We start from the raw sequence: 14,232 nt of genomic DNA, 5'->3' as shown, positions 1-14,232 counted from the left end.
TTACTTCTTACTGTCGTGGTTGCACTGAGTGTATTGACACTCAGTGCTTGCTCCACCTCTCCCACGCGAACAACCAGTGGAGCTCCAAGTAATCCTCGTATCGCCCACTTTAAAAACGATACGAGCGTCGGTAATGAGGGAATTTCGATCGCTGCCATGGGTTTAGTAGGGGTGCCTTATCGCTATGGCGGCAATACCCCAGCCGGCGGTTTTGATTGCAGCGGCTTAATTGCTTACGTTTATCAGAATAGCTCGGGTATCAAGCTACCAAGAACGATTCAGCAAATGAGTAATGTCGGTACCGGCATTGGTCAACAGCCTCCAGCTCCAGGGGATTTGGTGTTTTTTAATACAACTGGGGAACGGTACTCCCATGCTGGAATTTATGTCGGCCAAGGTCGTTTTGTGCACGCTCCCAGCGCAGGAGGAACGGTCCGCCTTGAACGGATTGATTCGCCGTACTGGGCAGCGCGTTATACCGAAGCCCGCCGAATTACAAGTAATTAAAAGGGGCTAAATCCACCACCATACGAGGCCGTATTGGGAGCCAAGTTATCAAACTTGGTGAACTGCCCTTGCCAACTCAGGCGGACAGTTCCAATCGGACCGTTACGTTGCTTACCAATAATGACTTCAGCAACACCTTTATCGGTGGTGGTATCGGGGTGATACACCTCGTCACGATAAATAAACAGAATTAAATCCGCGTCTTGCTCAATCGCTCCAGACTCGCGCAGGTCGGACATCACAGGTCGCTTGTTAGGGCGTTGCTCAAGACCACGGTTTAGCTGAGATAAAGCCACCACTGGGCACTGCAGCTCTTTAGCTAGAGACTTTAAGGAACGTGAAATCTCAGAAATTTCAGTAGCCCTATTTTCACCACTACCGCCCGAGCTACCACTCATTAATTGCAGGTAATCAACCACAACCATTCCTAGGGTGCCGCCATAATTACGCGCAATGCGACGAGCCCGGGCGCGCAACTCAAGGCACGTCAACGATCCAGTCTCATCAATAAGGATTTGGGTGTTACTCAGTCGAGCAATCGCATCGGTGACCCGAGGCCATTCGTCATCATTCAATTTACCCGTTCGCATCCGGCTTTGATCAACTCGACCAACCGATCCGAGTAAACGAGTTGCTAATTGCGCTCCAGACATCTCCATCGAAAATACTACTACTGGAAGCCCTTCATGCAATGCCACATTCTCAGCAAAATTAAGGGCTAACGCGGTCTTACCCATCGAGGGTCTACCGGCCACAATGACTAAGTCCCCTTTTTGCAAACCACTGGTTTGTTTATCAAGATCAATAAAGCCCGTTGCGATTCCAGTGATGTCGCTGCCGCCATCGCGGTTATATAACTCATCAATACGCGCAACGACCGCCTTTAAGAGGGGCTCAATTTCGAGGTAATCCGCTTTGCGACTCCCCTCTTCACCAATTTGTAGGATGCGTGATTCTGCTTCGTCCAGCAAAGTGCGAACTGATCGGCCCTCAGGCATAAATGCCGTATTAACAATACTGTCTGAGACTTCAATTAAACGTCGCAAGATACTACGATCACGAATGATTTCTGCGTAGCCCTTAATATTGGCTGCACTTGGAGTGTTTTGCGCTAAGGAATTTAAATAATCGATACCGATCAAATCCGCTTCAGGCTCATTCTTAATCGCCTCAAACACGGTAATGACATCAGCTGGTCGGTTGTCGCCAATTAAACGTTCGATCACGCGATAAATTAGGGCGTGCTCACTACGATAAAAATCGCGCTCGGAGAGAACGCCGCCTAAACGATCCCATGCGGTGTTATCCAAAAGCAAACCGCCGAGAACCGATTGCTCAGCCTCGACGGAATGGGGTGGGACTTTTAGAGCCTGCACAACCGCATCGCCAGGCCCAGGCATGCCTGGGCTCATCGGTACGGGACGGTTGCGAGGTTCAGCCATGAAGCTAGTGTACCGAAGTCAACTAGGCCTGCTCACCAATCACACGAATATTGATATCAACAACAACGTCAGTATGAACAGCCACTGCTACTGGATGGTCGCCGACCACTTTCAATGGACCGGTTGGCATCCGAACTGCTGCTTTCTCGATCTGAAAACTCTTTTTCGCCAAAGCTTCGGCGATGTCATGATTGGTTACCGAGCCAAACAAACGGCCATCCACACCCGCCTTTTGACTAATCTCCAAAACTAAACCTTTAAGCTTCTCGCCAATAGCTTGTGCAGCCGCGAGTTTCTCTGCAGCAATCTTCTCAAGCTCAGCACGACGTGCAGCAAAGTCAGCAATCGCTGCCTCGGTCGCGCGACGCGCTTTGCGCTGGGGAATTAAAAAGTTACGGGCAAAACCATCTTTAACCCGGACAACATCACCAAGGTTGCCCAAATTGGTTACCTTCTCAAGCAGAATAACTTGCATTGTGGGCTCCTAATTATTTCTTATGTTGATCTGAGAATGGCAATAATGCCAAAAAGCGTGCGCGTTTAATCGCAGTATCTAACTGACGCTGATACAGCGCCTTGGTACCTGTTAAACGAGCTGGCGTAATCTTAGCGTTCTCGCCAATAAAGTCTTTGAGCGTCTCAACATCTTTGTAGTCAATTTGCTCAACACCACCAACTGTAAAGCGGCAATAGCGCTTACGCTTAAAAAGTGGGTTTTGTGCAGGCTTCTTTTTGAAGTCTGTCTTTTTGTTCATTTTTCCAAAAGCCATAATGGTTTCCTATTAATTCAATGTAATCTTCGTAATATGAAAAACGAGGCGCTCATTTCGTAAGGTCTTTTGCGTTAAAAATCCTTCAAACTTCGCTGTTGCTCCCAAATCCATCGTTACTAACTCGTGATGGATATCGCCAATCGCTACTGCCTCAACATTCATCCGGACTTGCCGCATTTGGTTTGCTTCACCAACTTCACCATCATGATGCAGTTGACAATGAATGACTGGCAAACCAGCTGGGGTGTATCGAATGGCGTCTTTTGCGATCAGAGAAGCAGTCAGGATGAGAAGATTTGAACTACGCTTCACAATCAGACCGACTTTTACGAATCAAAGCCTCCTTTTCAACAATAATTAGGCTGTTGCTGGTGCATCAGCTTGGGCTAGTTTGCGAGCTTCTTCACGCTGCACCTCTTTCATCATGATGGATGGCTCAGTCTCAGCCTTCTTCATCTTAACGATTAGATGACGCAGAACGGCATCATTGAACTTGAATGCATGCTCGAGTTCTTCAAGCGTTTTTTGATCGCATTCAATATTCATGCAAACGTAGTGGGCTTTAGCAAGCTTGTCGATCATGTAAGCCATTTGACGACGGCCCCAATCTTCGATGCGATGCACTTTGCCACCATGGGTGGTTAGGATCGACTTATAGCGATCAATCATCGCTGGAACCTGCTCGCTTTGGTCCGGATGGACGATAAAAACGATTTCATAATGACGCATTAATCACTCCTTATGGATAAAACTGCCTAGGCGTCTTGCTTAATTCCGCTGTCAAGAACTAAGCACCAGTGCAGCAAGGGTGGAACAAATTGTAAAAACAACTTACCGAACTTCCGATAAGCCCACTATTCTAGCAAAATAATCTCGCCAACTCAATGTCTTAGCGCCCGGTTGAACTGTGGCGAACAAGGCTAGCTGCAGTGCAATACGGGCTTTAGTAGGGGTTAAAAAGCCTGCACCGAGGGCCATTCCTAATCGACCATTAGCGAGAGTGCCACCGACATAGCCCCTACCGATTCGGGAGGCACGCACTACGGCTCCACCAGCCTCCATAAACTGCTCCAGAGCGGGCGCAAGGTTCTCGTGAACGGTTCCAGCCCCGGTACCCGCTAAAACAATACCCTGAACTCCCTGATCCCGTAGTAGTCGGATGATGTCCAGTCTTGCACCCGAATGGCTAGTTATAATTTCTACCCATGGCCATTGATTATCTGGTGGTATGGGTAAGTCGTTACTAACTTGAGTCCAACCGTTCGGTAGGGTTTCTTCAAGAAAGGCGTCGACACGCGAACTATGCCCCTTTATTAAACGAAGCCCTGGTACTGGCTTGGAGCCCATGACAGCCCAAACTCCACCTGGACCACCCCCCTCCCCCGCAAACTCAATCGCAGCGGATAAATTTCGAGGGCCATCTGCCTCTGGGTGATCTGAAGGCAGCATTGATCCAGTCAAAACTACTTTTTTGCCCAAATTGTTGGAATATCCTCCGCAGACAAGCTCCAAGAAAGTAGCGGTTTCTTCCATCGTATCGGTGCCATGGGTAATAACAATTCCCATTACTTTGGGATCTGCAAGCCCCGTACGAACCTGGAGTCCTAATTTGCTTAAAAGAGACTCGCTCATGTCGCAGCTATCAATATTAGATAACTGTATGTTTTTTATAGAAAATTTTGTTTCAATTTGGGCTAAAAGGGTTGCAATCGGTACTTGACCAGCTTGATAACCCCCATTGCCTGAATCGGTTGTGAGACCAGCAATCGTGCCGCCGGTACCAATTACCAAAATAAATGGGGAGCTTGAGGAATTTGACATTTTGGCATTATCCAACCAAGCAAAAGTTCTTGAAATGCCATTTTTTACTGTATACAATCCCAGTATGAACATAAATACAGTGATTGAAAGTCCATCCCTACCAAAACTGACTGCTCGGCAGGAGGAGATATTAGGGCTCATTACTTTAGCCATTGAAGAAAGTGGTCTCCCTCCCACCCGAGCTGAAATTGCTAACCGACTCGGTTTTGCTTCAGCCAATGCTGCAGAGGAGCATCTGCGTGCATTAGCCAAAAAGGGGTATATCGAATTAAGCCCTGGAACATCACGAGGTATTCGGGTCACAAACACGCAGCCTGTTTCGCAAGGTAAAAATTTTCGTCAACTGAATTTACCCTCAGGAAGTTTGCAACAGCTTACCCTGCCATTAATTGGTCGAGTTGCTGCAGGCTCACCCATCACCGCCATTGAGCATATCGAAAAACAAGTCCCAGTTGACCCCAGCTTATTTAGTAAAGGTGCAGACTACTTACTGCGCGTCAAAGGAATGAGCATGCGTGATGCAGGCATTCTCGATGGTGACTATTTGGCGGTTAAAAAGACAACGGAAGCGCGCAATGGCGATATTGTGGTTGCTCGCATCGATGATGAAGTTACCGTAAAACGCTTCCAGCAAAAGAAAGGGGCTAACGGTTCCTACTTAGAACTCCAGGCTGAAAATCCTGATTTTGAGCACATTATCGTTCGTGCGGACTCTAACTTTGCCCTCGAGGGTCAAGCTGTTGGATTAATCAGAGCCAACGGTCTTTAAGGTTTACGGGTCGGCGCTATCACATTCGCATTTTTAGGCGAAGAAGTGATCGTGATGATTGATTTGGGGCCGGCCAATGATCCCTCATTAATCTCAACCGCACAAGTACGATCACCCTTTGTGAAGACCAAGAAACTGGTTTTTGCTTTAGTTGCCGTAACCGTAGTCCAGCCCGCCTTGGGATACTCAGACTGAAAAAAGGCATATACATCGGTTGCACCTTGTAGAGCACTAATGTTGACGCGGCCTACCCAGCCATCGCCGCGACCAATGATTAAAGAATCCGATCCCATAATTTTGGCTCCAGCTGGCAATGGCATATCACCAAGCAATTGCGACTGGATTTGATTGATCTCTTCTTGGGTTCCCGTCGGACTATCGCCGGTAGCACAAGCGCCCAGCATCGCAGCGGCAGCAAGGGCAACGATATGTGTTTTGGTGATGAATCGATTCATGGTTAATTTCCAAGACTGATTGGTAAGAATACCAACTTCCTTTATTTTAGGGCAGCGGGTTGATTCGTCAAGAACATTGGGTGGAGGCGCGTGAGGGAATCGAACCCCCGTACGAAGCTTTGCAGGCTCCTGCCTAACCACTCGGCCAACGCGCCCTAGTTGATTTGGAATGCACCAAACTTCAACTCAAACAAAATGGGAAGCTTTTGGGGCTTCCCATCAATGAATGGAGCGGGAAACGAGGCTCGAACTCGCGACCTCAACCTTGGCAAGGTTGCGCTCTACCAACTGAGCTATTCCCGCATTACAGGATCGACAGTTTAGCAAAGATTCAGGGATTAGGCCCCAATGAGCAAAATTTCTTGGTATTACGGCTTATTGGTGAGTTGTGGTAACGCCTTTTGTAGGTAGTAAAACATTGACCAGAGCGTTAAAAAGGCAGCAATCCAAATTAGCCAAGTCCCTAAAAGGGAACTATGCATTCCCAAAATTTGACCATTAAATAGCAAGAATGGGATCGCGATTAACTGGGCCGTGGTTTTTAACTTACCGACCATGTGCACCGCAACGCTGCGCGAGGCGCCGACTTGAGCCATCCACTCCCGCAACGCAGAAATTGTGATCTCACGCCCAATGATGACCAACGCTACCCAGGCCTGAACCCGATCCAAATTCAGTAATACGAGTAAGGCAGCCGCCACAATTAACTTGTCGGCTACGGGATCTAAAAACTGCCCGAAAGCCGACTCTTGGTTCATGCGTCGCGCCAAAAATCCATCTAACCAATCGGTAATCGCCGCAAAAACAAAAAGTCCAGTAGAAAGTATATTTTTCTCGGTCAACGATAACCAATCATTGGGTAAATAGAAAATGCCTACCAATAATGGGATGGCTGCAACCCGCAACCAGGTCAAGGCAATGGGCAAGTTAAATGGCATTTTTGGAGAATAAACGATTTAATTGATCCATCAATGGAGCTGTCGGTAAATTTGCTCAGCCAAGGTTTGAGAAATTCCATCAACGCTGGCTAATTCTTCAACCGTCGCATTCGCAACGCCACGCAGCCCACCAAAGCGCGCCAACAGTTTTTGTCGACGCTTCGCCCCAATCCCCTCCATCTCCTCAAGCCTAGAAACAGTTCTTGCCTTTGCACGCTTCGCACGCATTCCAGTAATCGCAAAACGATGCGCCTCGTCTCGAATCTGAGCAATTAGCATGAGTGCCTGACTATCCAAACCCAATCGAATCGGCTCACGCTCATCAGCGAAGATCAGAGTCTCCAAGCCAATCTTACGATCTTCACCTTTGGCGACACCCACAATCAGCCCAATATCAATTCCAAGTTCACTAAAGACCTTCCTAGCCACTTCAACCTGACCCTTGCCACCATCAATCAAGACAAGCTGCGGCACTTTATCAACCGGGATTTCCTGAAAGTGTGCGTAGCGGCGTTGTAATACTTGCTGCATTGCTGCGTAATCGTCTCCCGCTGTAATTCCAGTGATATTGAAACGTCGATACTCACTTGCCTGTAATTCATTTTTGGCAAACACAACACACGATGCTTGGGTGGCTTCTCCCGATGTGTGACTAATATCAAAGCATTCAATACGTAATTGATCAAGTTGTTCTAAATCAATACCAAGCACATCCGTAAGAGCTCTTACTCGCGCAAGCTGTCCCCCCGCTTCGGCAATGCGACGCAGTAGGGCGATCTTGGCGTTACCTTCAGCCATTGCTAACCAATGTTTGCGCTGACCCTGCGGTTGGTATAGAAACGAAATGGGTCGAGCTGAGCGATCTAGCAGTGCTTGACAGATCACCTCGGCACGCTCACCCTTTAATGGCACGTTCGTAATCATCACGGGGGGTGTGATCACAGCCAGCTCAGAAGACGAGTCTGTCGATAAATAGTGTTGCTGAATAAATGTCTCAAGAATATTTTGCAAATCAATTGGCTCATCCGCAGAAGCTCTAATGCTCTTGGAAAAATATGCGCGATCCCCTAAGTGCCGTCCACCACGAACCATGGCTAAATTGACACAAATTTGGCCATCGATTTCGGCAGCCGCCAAAATATCGACATCACCCTCCCCCTCAGCCACGGTATCCATCGCCTGCTGCTGAAGAATGTTGGATAGATCAGCAATTCGGTCACGAATTACAGCAGCCATCTCAAACTCCATGGCCGTACTGTATTTTTCCATCTCTTTTTCTAATTCAGCGAGGACAACTTGATGGTTACCCTCTAAAAAGCGCAATGCTTGACCAACATCCAAAGCATATTGCTCCTTACTCAATTTACCGACGCACGGTGCGCTACAACGATGAATTTGATGCAAGAGACAGGGACGACTACGATTACGAAATACTGTGTCCTCACAGGTTCGAAGACGAAAGACTTTTTGCAAAATTTGAACACTATTACGAACTGCCCATGAATTTGGGAAGGGCCCAAAGTAGCGATGACGACGATCAACCTTGCCGCGATACGAGGCCAAACGAGGAAAATCATGCCCTGTTAGCATGAGATACGGATAGGATTTGTCATCCCTAAATAGAATATTGAACGGCGGGTTGTATTCTTTAATCAGATTATTTTCAAGAATCAAGGCCTCGGTTTCGGTACGTGTAATGGTGATTTCAAAACGGATAATGCGCTTGACCATCCGCTCAATTCGGGGGGAATGGTTTTTTTTCTGAAAATAGCTTGAGACTCGCCGTTTAAGATCCTTGGCTTTCCCAACATATAAGATATGCCCTGATTCATCAAAAAAGCGATACACACCTGGCAGCCCAGGGAGTCCCTTTAAATCTTTACTTAAGGATTCAGGAAGTAAATTACTCATGCGTTGGGATATTTTCTGCCAAATTATCGATAACTATGGTGATGCTGGTATTTGTTGGCGTCTAGCGCGATCATTGGCAACTCAATATGATCAAAATATACGCCTATTTTGCGATGATTTGCCTACCTTACAGCTAATCACAATGGGGCAATCCCATCTCAAAGGCATCGAGATCCTTCCCTGGGAAGCCAGTTATCAAAATGCTCGCCATCCACCAGAGCTACCCGATGTTGTGATCCAAGCGTTTTCATGTGAACTGCCTACTCGCTATCTCAATACAATCTTGGTTGCACCGCATAAGCCCATCCTTATTCACCTTGAATATTTAAGCGCAGAGCCATGGGTTGCCGATTTTCATGGCAAAGCATCCCCAAATACGCATGGCCTACAAAAATACTTTTTCTTCCCAGGATTCCAAGCCAATACTGGAGGCCTGCTGCTTGATCCGATTCCAAAGCATGATCCGGAACACTGCCCAAAAAGCCTAAAGGTAATTTGGGAACAGTCTCGCCCCCACTCAAAAAAGATTAGTATTTTTTCCTATCCAGGGGCGCCGATTAAAGAATGGCTCGCGAATCTCAATCAACTGCAAGAATCCTTTGATATTTTTTTGGCATTTGGTAATGCCCAATTACTTAACCTACAACATCACCAATGGCTCAATTTAAATCTCATCTCGATGCCATTCATACCTCAAGATGATTACGACTGGCTCTTGGCACATTGTGACTTCAATATAGTACGTGGGGAAGATTCGTTTATTCGAGCACAGTTGGCCGGGAAACCCTTCATTTGGAATATCTATCCCCAGGATGATGGAGCTCATCATACGAAGCTCAAGGCTTTTTTAGATCTTTATCTCGAGGGTGTTACGCCACAACTGCAGGACCTGATTACAGAAGCAATGGATTGGCAGAGCGCCCAAGACTGGTGGAACAATCTACCGGCATGGACAGAACACGCAAAACACTGGCAAAGCGCTTTAATTGACCGACAATCCGATGGTGGCTTGGTGGGCAGATTGGTGAAGTTTGTCAGTTAAATCATTAACCAGTTAAAATGCTGGGTTTGAATCAATTGGTCCAAATGGGGCCTACTATCCGTCAATATCAGGAATTATTATGAAAATCGCTCAAGAACTCCGCGTGGGTAATGTTGTCATGATTAATGGTGACCCCATGGTGGTCCAAAAACACGAATACAGCCGCTCCGGCCGCAACTCTGCTGTGGTCAAAATGAAGTACAAGAACTTACTTACCGCAGCTCCCAATGAGGGCGTTTATAAGGCAGACGATAAATTTGAAGTTGTTATTCTTGAAAAGAAAGAATGCACCTACTCCTATTTTGCAGACCCGATGTACACCTTTATGGATGGCGACTACAACCAATACGAGGTCGAGAAAGACAATATGGGTGATTCACTGAATTATCTTGAGGAAGGTATGGCGGTTGAGGTTGTTTTCTATGACGGCCGCGCCATTTCCGTGGAATTACCCACCACGGTTGTTCGTGAGATTACCTATACCGAACCAGCTGTAAAAGGCGACACCAGTTCTGGTAAGGTTCTTAAAAGCGCCAAAATTGCAACTGGCTTTGAGATTCAAGTTCCCTTGTTCTGTAGCACTGGAGACAAGATTGAGATTGATACCCGTACGGGCGAATATCGTAGCCGCGCAAATTAATCAATAAGGCCAAGGGTTTTTAGTAAATCCTTGGCATGCAGGTACTCGGCGTCTTTCTGCAATTCATCCCAGGACTGGGATTCACTCTTCGGAAATAATTTCTTGAGCCGCATTGAAGACTCCGTGTGTTTTTTTGGAGTAACGCTTAGTTCATTGAGTAAGCGATCAGCAAGATCGGGACGGTTACAAATTAGTACTGCGTCACATCCTGCCCTAAGTGCTAATTGAGCACCTTGCACCACATCACCAGCGACACTAGCTCCCTCCATGGAGAGATCATCACTAAAAATTACGCCATTAAACTTTAGCTTTTTTCGTAAGATGGTTTGTATCCAAATGCTGGAAAAGCCTGCGGGCAAAGTATCAACCTTTGGATAAATGACGTGAGCAGGCATCACCGATGAAAGGCTGATATCGAGCCACTCGTAGGGTTTTATATCATCACTCTCAATGGCTTTAAGTGAGCGCTCATCTTTGGGAATCGCAATATGGGAATCTGCCTTAGCCCAACCATGCCCTGGAAAGTGCTTACCGCAATTGGCCATATCACCTAAACGGAGTCCCTCATTTAAGCATTTTGCTAAAACATACACAATTTCTGGGTTGCGATGGAATGAACGATCTCCGATGACGCCACTACGGCCATAATCCAGATCTAATACTGGGGTAAAACTAAAGTCAACCCCGCACGCTCTAAGCTCAGTTGCAAGCACATAGCCGCTTGCTGTGGCTACTTTCATCGCAGTAATAGCGGAGCTTGCTTGGGGTCCAGTTCGCATCCATAGATCGCCCAGGCGGCGCATAGCAGGTAGGTGCGTAAAGCCATCCGTCTTACAACGTTGTACTCGACCGCCCTCGTGATCAATGCAAATCAGAATGTCAGCGCGGACTTGTTTGATTGACTTGGTAAGTGCAGTTAATTGTTTACGAGATTGGAAGTTCCGTCCAAATAAGATCACACCTCCCGTCAGAGGGTGCTGAATTCTTCGGATATCGTGTTGATTTAAGGCAAGCCCCTCAACATCCAAAATAATGGGGCCTGGGTTATGAGTCGATTTTTTTTGGGTTGCCACGGTCTTACCCTAGATAATTTTGTGGATCAAAGGTGGTGACAATGGGTGTGCCATAACTCACGACCACAAAAGCCATCACCATTTCTTGCTCGTCAGTTACTGTCACATGCGCATGCCATTGTTTATCTTCCATAAACTGCAATAGTGCACCTGAATATTTTGTATACGGCTTACCACTTGGCTCATTAAGAGTTTGCAAAGACCGCCAACTCATTGGCATATGCATACCTAAGCCAATTGCTTTTGAAAAGGCCTCTTTGGCAGCAAAACGGGTGGCCAAATATGCCATCCCCCGTTTGTAATTACGGCCAAGTCGATGCTGAAACACTAGATATTCATCGTCTCCCAAAACGCGCTTGGCCAAGCGCCCTTGAGTGCGTTCATACGCCGCCCGCAAACGACCCATCTGTAAGAGATCGGTACCAATTCCGATAATCATCGTCCACGCGCCTCATTCATGAGTCTGCGCATATCCCGAATCGCATTTGGAAGACCTTTAAAAATAGCCTCAGCAATGATGGCATGCCCAATATTGAGTTCACTGATTTCAGGGATTTTGGCAATGGGCTGAACGTTTTGCTCATTTAAACCATGCCCTGCATTGACCCGAAAACCTAAATTCTTTGCATGGTGTGCTGCTTCTATGATTCGCTCTAGCTCAAACGATTGGCGATCTTCTTTGGCATCGGCGTACGCGCCAGTATGTAATTCGATCACGGAGGCTCCGATTTCCCAAGCGGCATCAATTTGGCGGGAATCCGGGTCAATAAAAAGCGATACCCGAATACCAGCAAAGTGAAGTTGTTCGATGGCAGAGCGTACTTGATCGCGATGGGTTAAAACATCGAGACCTCCTTCGGTGGTGACCTCGGTCCGCTTCTCGGGGACCAAGCACACATCCTGCGGCTTAACCTGAATCGCAATGCCCAGCATCTCCGGTGTAATGGCACATTCCAAGTTCATACGGGTACGAATCAGTGGTCTGAGTGCAAACAAATCAGCATCTTTGATATGACGGCGATCCTCACGCAAATGCAAGGTAATTAAATCTGCACCTGCCTCTTCCGCAATTCGTGCCGCAACTATTGGATCAGGATAATACGTGCCTCGAGCATTGCGCACGGTTGCTACATGATCGATATTAATTCCGAGCTCAAGTGGGGTCATAGCTAATATTAAAGCCTTACTCCTGATTAGATCTTTTTTAGGTCGATCAAGATCTGACGGGTGGTTAGCGTTTGATCTTGCAGATGAATACTCAGTAGGAAACGCATTAATTGCTTACTCTGGCTAAGGGTCTCAGGCCCAGAAAAGTCACCTTGCGCCATGGCTCGCAATACCGACCCTTCAAGTACTGGCCAATGAGAGGGATCATCGGGTTGCCATGGACGAATTCCTTTCTCAGGCTGATACACATATCGCTCACCATTGGCTGGTTGGGAGTGGGTCTCCACACAATGATCAAGGGCTGCCGCATACCCAGTCTCACGCAAAAGAGTCAGCTCAAAGGGTCTTAAGGTTTGCTCGATAGTTGTTCCAGAAGATTCGATTTGAGAAAGTGCATAAACTGTATTTGCATAGTGATCGTAGAGTGACTCGTACGCATCCTCTCTAGCTAAAAACTTGACCAATAGCTCATTAAGATAAAAACCACACAAAAGCGCATCCCCAACTAAGGCAGGGGAACCTCCGACCCATTCTGATTTGGTGAGGGTTCGAAGTTCGGATTTACCGCTCCAAGAGATGAGTAGTGGCTGAAAGCGCTGTAGAACTGGTCGCAAACTCGAATGAGGCCGCTTCGCGCCTTTAGCAATTAATGCGAGCCGTCCGTACGTACGAGTAAATACATCCAAAATAAGGCTTGTTTCTTTATACGGGATGCTATGCAGAACAAATCCCGGCTCATCCAGAACGCGAGTCCCTGCCATTTATTCCAAACCCTGTGCACGCAGTTCAGCAAGATCATCGGCCCATCCCCGTTTAACCTTAACCCAGGTTTCTAAGAAAACCTTACTGCCAAATAATGCTTCCATATCCAAACGGGCTTCGGTTGAAATCTTCTTCAACCGCTCACCTTTCTGACCAATAATCATCGCTTTATGACTATCACGATCAACTAATATAGTTGCAGCAATGCGTCGCATGGTGCCATCAAGCTTAAATTGATCAATCACCACAGAGCTTGAGTAAGGTAACTCATCACCGGTATAGCGAAATACCTTCTCTCGTAAAATCTCAGCGGCCATGAAGCGCTCACTTCGATCGGTCAGTGTATCGGGCTCATATCGCGCTTCCCCCTCAGGCAGGTATTCCGTAATCACATCGAGTAGGCGTTCAATATCATCTTTATTCTTGCCACTCATTGGAACAACTTCGGCAAAAGTTTGTTCGGGGCTTTCTAGGTTTTCTACCTCACACCCCTTCGTTTGCTGAGCGATCGTTCCCCATGGCTGTGCCATTTTTTTCATGAACTCAAAAAGTGCTAAATCACGATCCTGTGAATCATCAAAACGCGACGCAAATAAATCCAACTTATTTGCAATTAATAGTACTGGCTTGTCATTTGGCAATAATCGTAAAACCTTGACATCATCGGCACCCCAGTAACCCGCCTCTACAATGAAACAGATCACATCGACGTCGTGCAAAGTGCTCGTCACCGTTCGATTAAGGGTTTGGTTGAGTGTATTCATGACCCGCGTCTGAAACCCCGGGGTATCCATAAAGATAAATTGCGCGTGCTCGCGCGTTTGTACCCCAGCAATTCGGTAGCGGGTTGTTTGCGCTTTGCGCGAGGTAATACTAATTTTCTGACCTACGAGTGCATTTAATAAGGTCGATTTACCCATATTGGGCCTGCC

The 14,232-nt window shown here is 47.0% G+C and carries 18 protein-coding genes and 2 tRNA genes; 4 read left to right on the top strand and 16 right to left on the bottom strand.

What is annotated here, in order from left to right; translation table 11 throughout:
* The first annotated feature begins 15 nt into the window (after nucleotides 1-15).
* Complete coding sequence (locus tag ICV32_RS02720; protein WP_251371909.1) at nucleotides 16-507, top strand: C40 family peptidase; 492 nt, start codon at nucleotides 16-18, stop codon at nucleotides 505-507.
* Here ICV32_RS02720 and dnaB read toward each other — a convergent pair.
* The 6 genes from dnaB to ICV32_RS02690 form a co-directional block, all read right to left on the bottom strand.
* Nucleotides 504-1,907, bottom strand: a complete 1,404-nt coding sequence (gene dnaB, locus ICV32_RS02715) for a replicative DNA helicase (protein ID WP_251371962.1) — start codon at nucleotides 1,905-1,907, stop codon at nucleotides 504-506. The two genes, ICV32_RS02720 and dnaB, sit on opposite strands and share 4 nt — an antisense overlap.
* Before the next feature lie 64 nt (nucleotides 1,908-1,971).
* A complete protein-coding gene (gene rplI / locus ICV32_RS02710) occupies nucleotides 1,972-2,424 on the bottom strand; it encodes a 50S ribosomal protein L9 (RefSeq protein WP_215371722.1) in 453 nt (150 codons plus the stop codon).
* A 13-nt stretch (nucleotides 2,425-2,437) separates the two neighbouring features.
* On the bottom strand, nucleotides 2,438-2,719 hold the full coding sequence (gene rpsR / locus ICV32_RS02705; protein ID WP_215371720.1) for a 30S ribosomal protein S18: 282 nt from the start codon (nucleotides 2,717-2,719) through the stop codon (nucleotides 2,438-2,440).
* 12 nt (nucleotides 2,720-2,731) lie between these two features.
* Nucleotides 2,732-3,034, bottom strand: a complete 303-nt coding sequence (gene priB, locus ICV32_RS02700; protein ID WP_251371908.1) for a primosomal replication protein N — start codon at nucleotides 3,032-3,034, stop codon at nucleotides 2,732-2,734.
* A gap of 45 nt (nucleotides 3,035-3,079) precedes the next feature.
* Entirely contained in the window at nucleotides 3,080-3,451 is a 372-nt protein-coding gene (rpsF, locus tag ICV32_RS02695) for a 30S ribosomal protein S6 (protein WP_215371718.1), read from the bottom strand.
* 102 nt (nucleotides 3,452-3,553) lie between these two features.
* Complete coding sequence (locus ICV32_RS02690; RefSeq protein WP_215371716.1) at nucleotides 3,554-4,543, bottom strand: asparaginase; 990 nt, start codon at nucleotides 4,541-4,543, stop codon at nucleotides 3,554-3,556.
* 64 nt (nucleotides 4,544-4,607) lie between these two features.
* On the opposite strand from ICV32_RS02690, the gene lexA reads away from it, so the two are divergent.
* Nucleotides 4,608-5,312 (top strand): transcriptional repressor LexA, encoded by a 705-nt coding sequence (lexA, locus tag ICV32_RS02685; RefSeq protein ID WP_215371714.1) that lies wholly within the window; start codon nucleotides 4,608-4,610, stop codon nucleotides 5,310-5,312.
* Here the strand turns inward: lexA and ICV32_RS02680 are convergent.
* From ICV32_RS02680 to uvrC, 5 genes are all read right to left on the bottom strand, one after another.
* On the bottom strand, nucleotides 5,309-5,767 hold the full coding sequence (locus ICV32_RS02680; protein ID WP_215371712.1) for a hypothetical protein: 459 nt from the start codon (nucleotides 5,765-5,767) through the stop codon (nucleotides 5,309-5,311). The genes lexA and ICV32_RS02680 overlap by 4 nt on opposite strands.
* An 81-nt stretch (nucleotides 5,768-5,848) precedes the next feature.
* Nucleotides 5,849-5,922 (bottom strand) — tRNA-Cys (locus tag ICV32_RS02675).
* Between the two features lie 72 nt (nucleotides 5,923-5,994).
* Nucleotides 5,995-6,070, bottom strand: a tRNA-Gly gene (locus tag ICV32_RS02670).
* A gap of 65 nt (nucleotides 6,071-6,135) precedes the next feature.
* The gene (pgsA, locus tag ICV32_RS02665) at nucleotides 6,136-6,705 is read right to left on the bottom strand and encodes a CDP-diacylglycerol--glycerol-3-phosphate 3-phosphatidyltransferase (RefSeq protein WP_215371710.1); all 570 of its coding nucleotides are present in this window, start codon (nucleotides 6,703-6,705) and stop codon (nucleotides 6,136-6,138) included.
* A 30-nt stretch (nucleotides 6,706-6,735) separates the two neighbouring features.
* Nucleotides 6,736-8,616 (bottom strand): excinuclease ABC subunit UvrC, encoded by a 1,881-nt coding sequence (uvrC, locus tag ICV32_RS02660; RefSeq protein ID WP_215371708.1) that lies wholly within the window; start codon nucleotides 8,614-8,616, stop codon nucleotides 6,736-6,738.
* Here uvrC and earP point away from each other — a divergent pair.
* Together earP and efp are read left to right on the top strand one after the other, a co-directional pair.
* Nucleotides 8,615-9,658, top strand: a complete 1,044-nt coding sequence (gene earP / locus ICV32_RS02655; protein ID WP_215371707.1) for an elongation factor P maturation arginine rhamnosyltransferase EarP — start codon at nucleotides 8,615-8,617, stop codon at nucleotides 9,656-9,658. The two genes, uvrC and earP, sit on opposite strands and share 2 nt — an antisense overlap.
* Nucleotides 9,659-9,737: 79 nt before the next feature.
* On the top strand, nucleotides 9,738-10,298 hold the full coding sequence (gene efp / locus ICV32_RS02650; RefSeq protein WP_215371705.1) for an elongation factor P: 561 nt from the start codon (nucleotides 9,738-9,740) through the stop codon (nucleotides 10,296-10,298).
* Here efp and nagZ read toward each other — a convergent pair.
* The 5 genes from nagZ to era are packed head-to-tail and all read right to left on the bottom strand — an operon-like array spanning nucleotide 10,295 to nucleotide 14,220.
* Nucleotides 10,295-11,371, bottom strand: a complete 1,077-nt coding sequence (nagZ, locus tag ICV32_RS02645; RefSeq protein WP_215371703.1) for a beta-N-acetylhexosaminidase — start codon at nucleotides 11,369-11,371, stop codon at nucleotides 10,295-10,297. The genes efp and nagZ overlap by 4 nt on opposite strands.
* A gap of 4 nt (nucleotides 11,372-11,375) precedes the next feature.
* Entirely contained in the window at nucleotides 11,376-11,810 is a 435-nt protein-coding gene (gene acpS, locus ICV32_RS02640; RefSeq protein ID WP_215371701.1) for a holo-ACP synthase, read from the bottom strand.
* On the bottom strand, nucleotides 11,807-12,538 hold the full coding sequence (gene pdxJ / locus ICV32_RS02635; protein WP_215371699.1) for a pyridoxine 5'-phosphate synthase: 732 nt from the start codon (nucleotides 12,536-12,538) through the stop codon (nucleotides 11,807-11,809). Before pdxJ ends, acpS begins: the two co-directional genes overlap by 4 nt.
* 26 nt (nucleotides 12,539-12,564) lie before the next feature.
* The gene (recO, locus tag ICV32_RS02630) at nucleotides 12,565-13,299 is read right to left on the bottom strand and encodes a DNA repair protein RecO (protein WP_215371697.1); all 735 of its coding nucleotides are present in this window, start codon (nucleotides 13,297-13,299) and stop codon (nucleotides 12,565-12,567) included.
* Nucleotides 13,300-14,220 (bottom strand): GTPase Era, encoded by a 921-nt coding sequence (gene era / locus ICV32_RS02625; RefSeq protein WP_251371961.1) that lies wholly within the window; start codon nucleotides 14,218-14,220, stop codon nucleotides 13,300-13,302.
* Nucleotides 14,221-14,232: the final 12 nt, after the last annotated feature.

The sequence above is a fragment of the Polynucleobacter sp. MWH-UH24A genome (assembly GCF_018687475.1).
Taxonomy (GTDB): domain Bacteria; phylum Pseudomonadota; class Gammaproteobacteria; order Burkholderiales; family Burkholderiaceae; genus Polynucleobacter.
Note: the sequence above shows the minus strand (reverse complement) of the source record. Positions and strands in the feature narration are given on the sequence as shown.

Coding starts and splice junctions, on each gene's coding strand:
- dnaB (WP_251371962.1), bottom strand. CDS start 1,907: ATGCCTGGGCCTGGCGATGCGGTTGTGCAGGCTCTAAAAGTCCCACCC.
- rplI (WP_215371722.1), bottom strand. CDS start 2,424: ATGCAAGTTATTCTGCTTGAGAAGGTAACCAATTTGGGCAACCTTGGT.
- rpsR (WP_215371720.1), bottom strand. CDS start 2,719: ATGGCTTTTGGAAAAATGAACAAAAAGACAGACTTCAAAAAGAAGCCT.
- rpsF (WP_215371718.1), bottom strand. CDS start 3,451: ATGCGTCATTATGAAATCGTTTTTATCGTCCATCCGGACCAAAGCGAG.
- ICV32_RS02690 (WP_215371716.1), bottom strand. CDS start 4,543: ATGTCAAATTCCTCAAGCTCCCCATTTATTTTGGTAATTGGTACCGGC.
- lexA (WP_215371714.1), top strand. CDS start 4,608: ATGAACATAAATACAGTGATTGAAAGTCCATCCCTACCAAAACTGACT.
- ICV32_RS02680 (WP_215371712.1), bottom strand. CDS start 5,767: ATGAATCGATTCATCACCAAAACACATATCGTTGCCCTTGCTGCCGCT.
- pgsA (WP_215371710.1), bottom strand. CDS start 6,705: ATGCCATTTAACTTGCCCATTGCCTTGACCTGGTTGCGGGTTGCAGCC.
- earP (WP_215371707.1), top strand. CDS start 8,615: ATGCGTTGGGATATTTTCTGCCAAATTATCGATAACTATGGTGATGCT.
- uvrC (WP_215371708.1), bottom strand. CDS start 8,616: ATGAGTAATTTACTTCCTGAATCCTTAAGTAAAGATTTAAAGGGACTC.
- efp (WP_215371705.1), top strand. CDS start 9,738: ATGAAAATCGCTCAAGAACTCCGCGTGGGTAATGTTGTCATGATTAAT.
- acpS (WP_215371701.1), bottom strand. CDS start 11,810: ATGATTATCGGAATTGGTACCGATCTCTTACAGATGGGTCGTTTGCGG.
- pdxJ (WP_215371699.1), bottom strand. CDS start 12,538: ATGACCCCACTTGAGCTCGGAATTAATATCGATCATGTAGCAACCGTG.
- recO (WP_215371697.1), bottom strand. CDS start 13,299: ATGGCAGGGACTCGCGTTCTGGATGAGCCGGGATTTGTTCTGCATAGC.
- era (WP_251371961.1), bottom strand. CDS start 14,220: ATGGGTAAATCGACCTTATTAAATGCACTCGTAGGTCAGAAAATTAGT.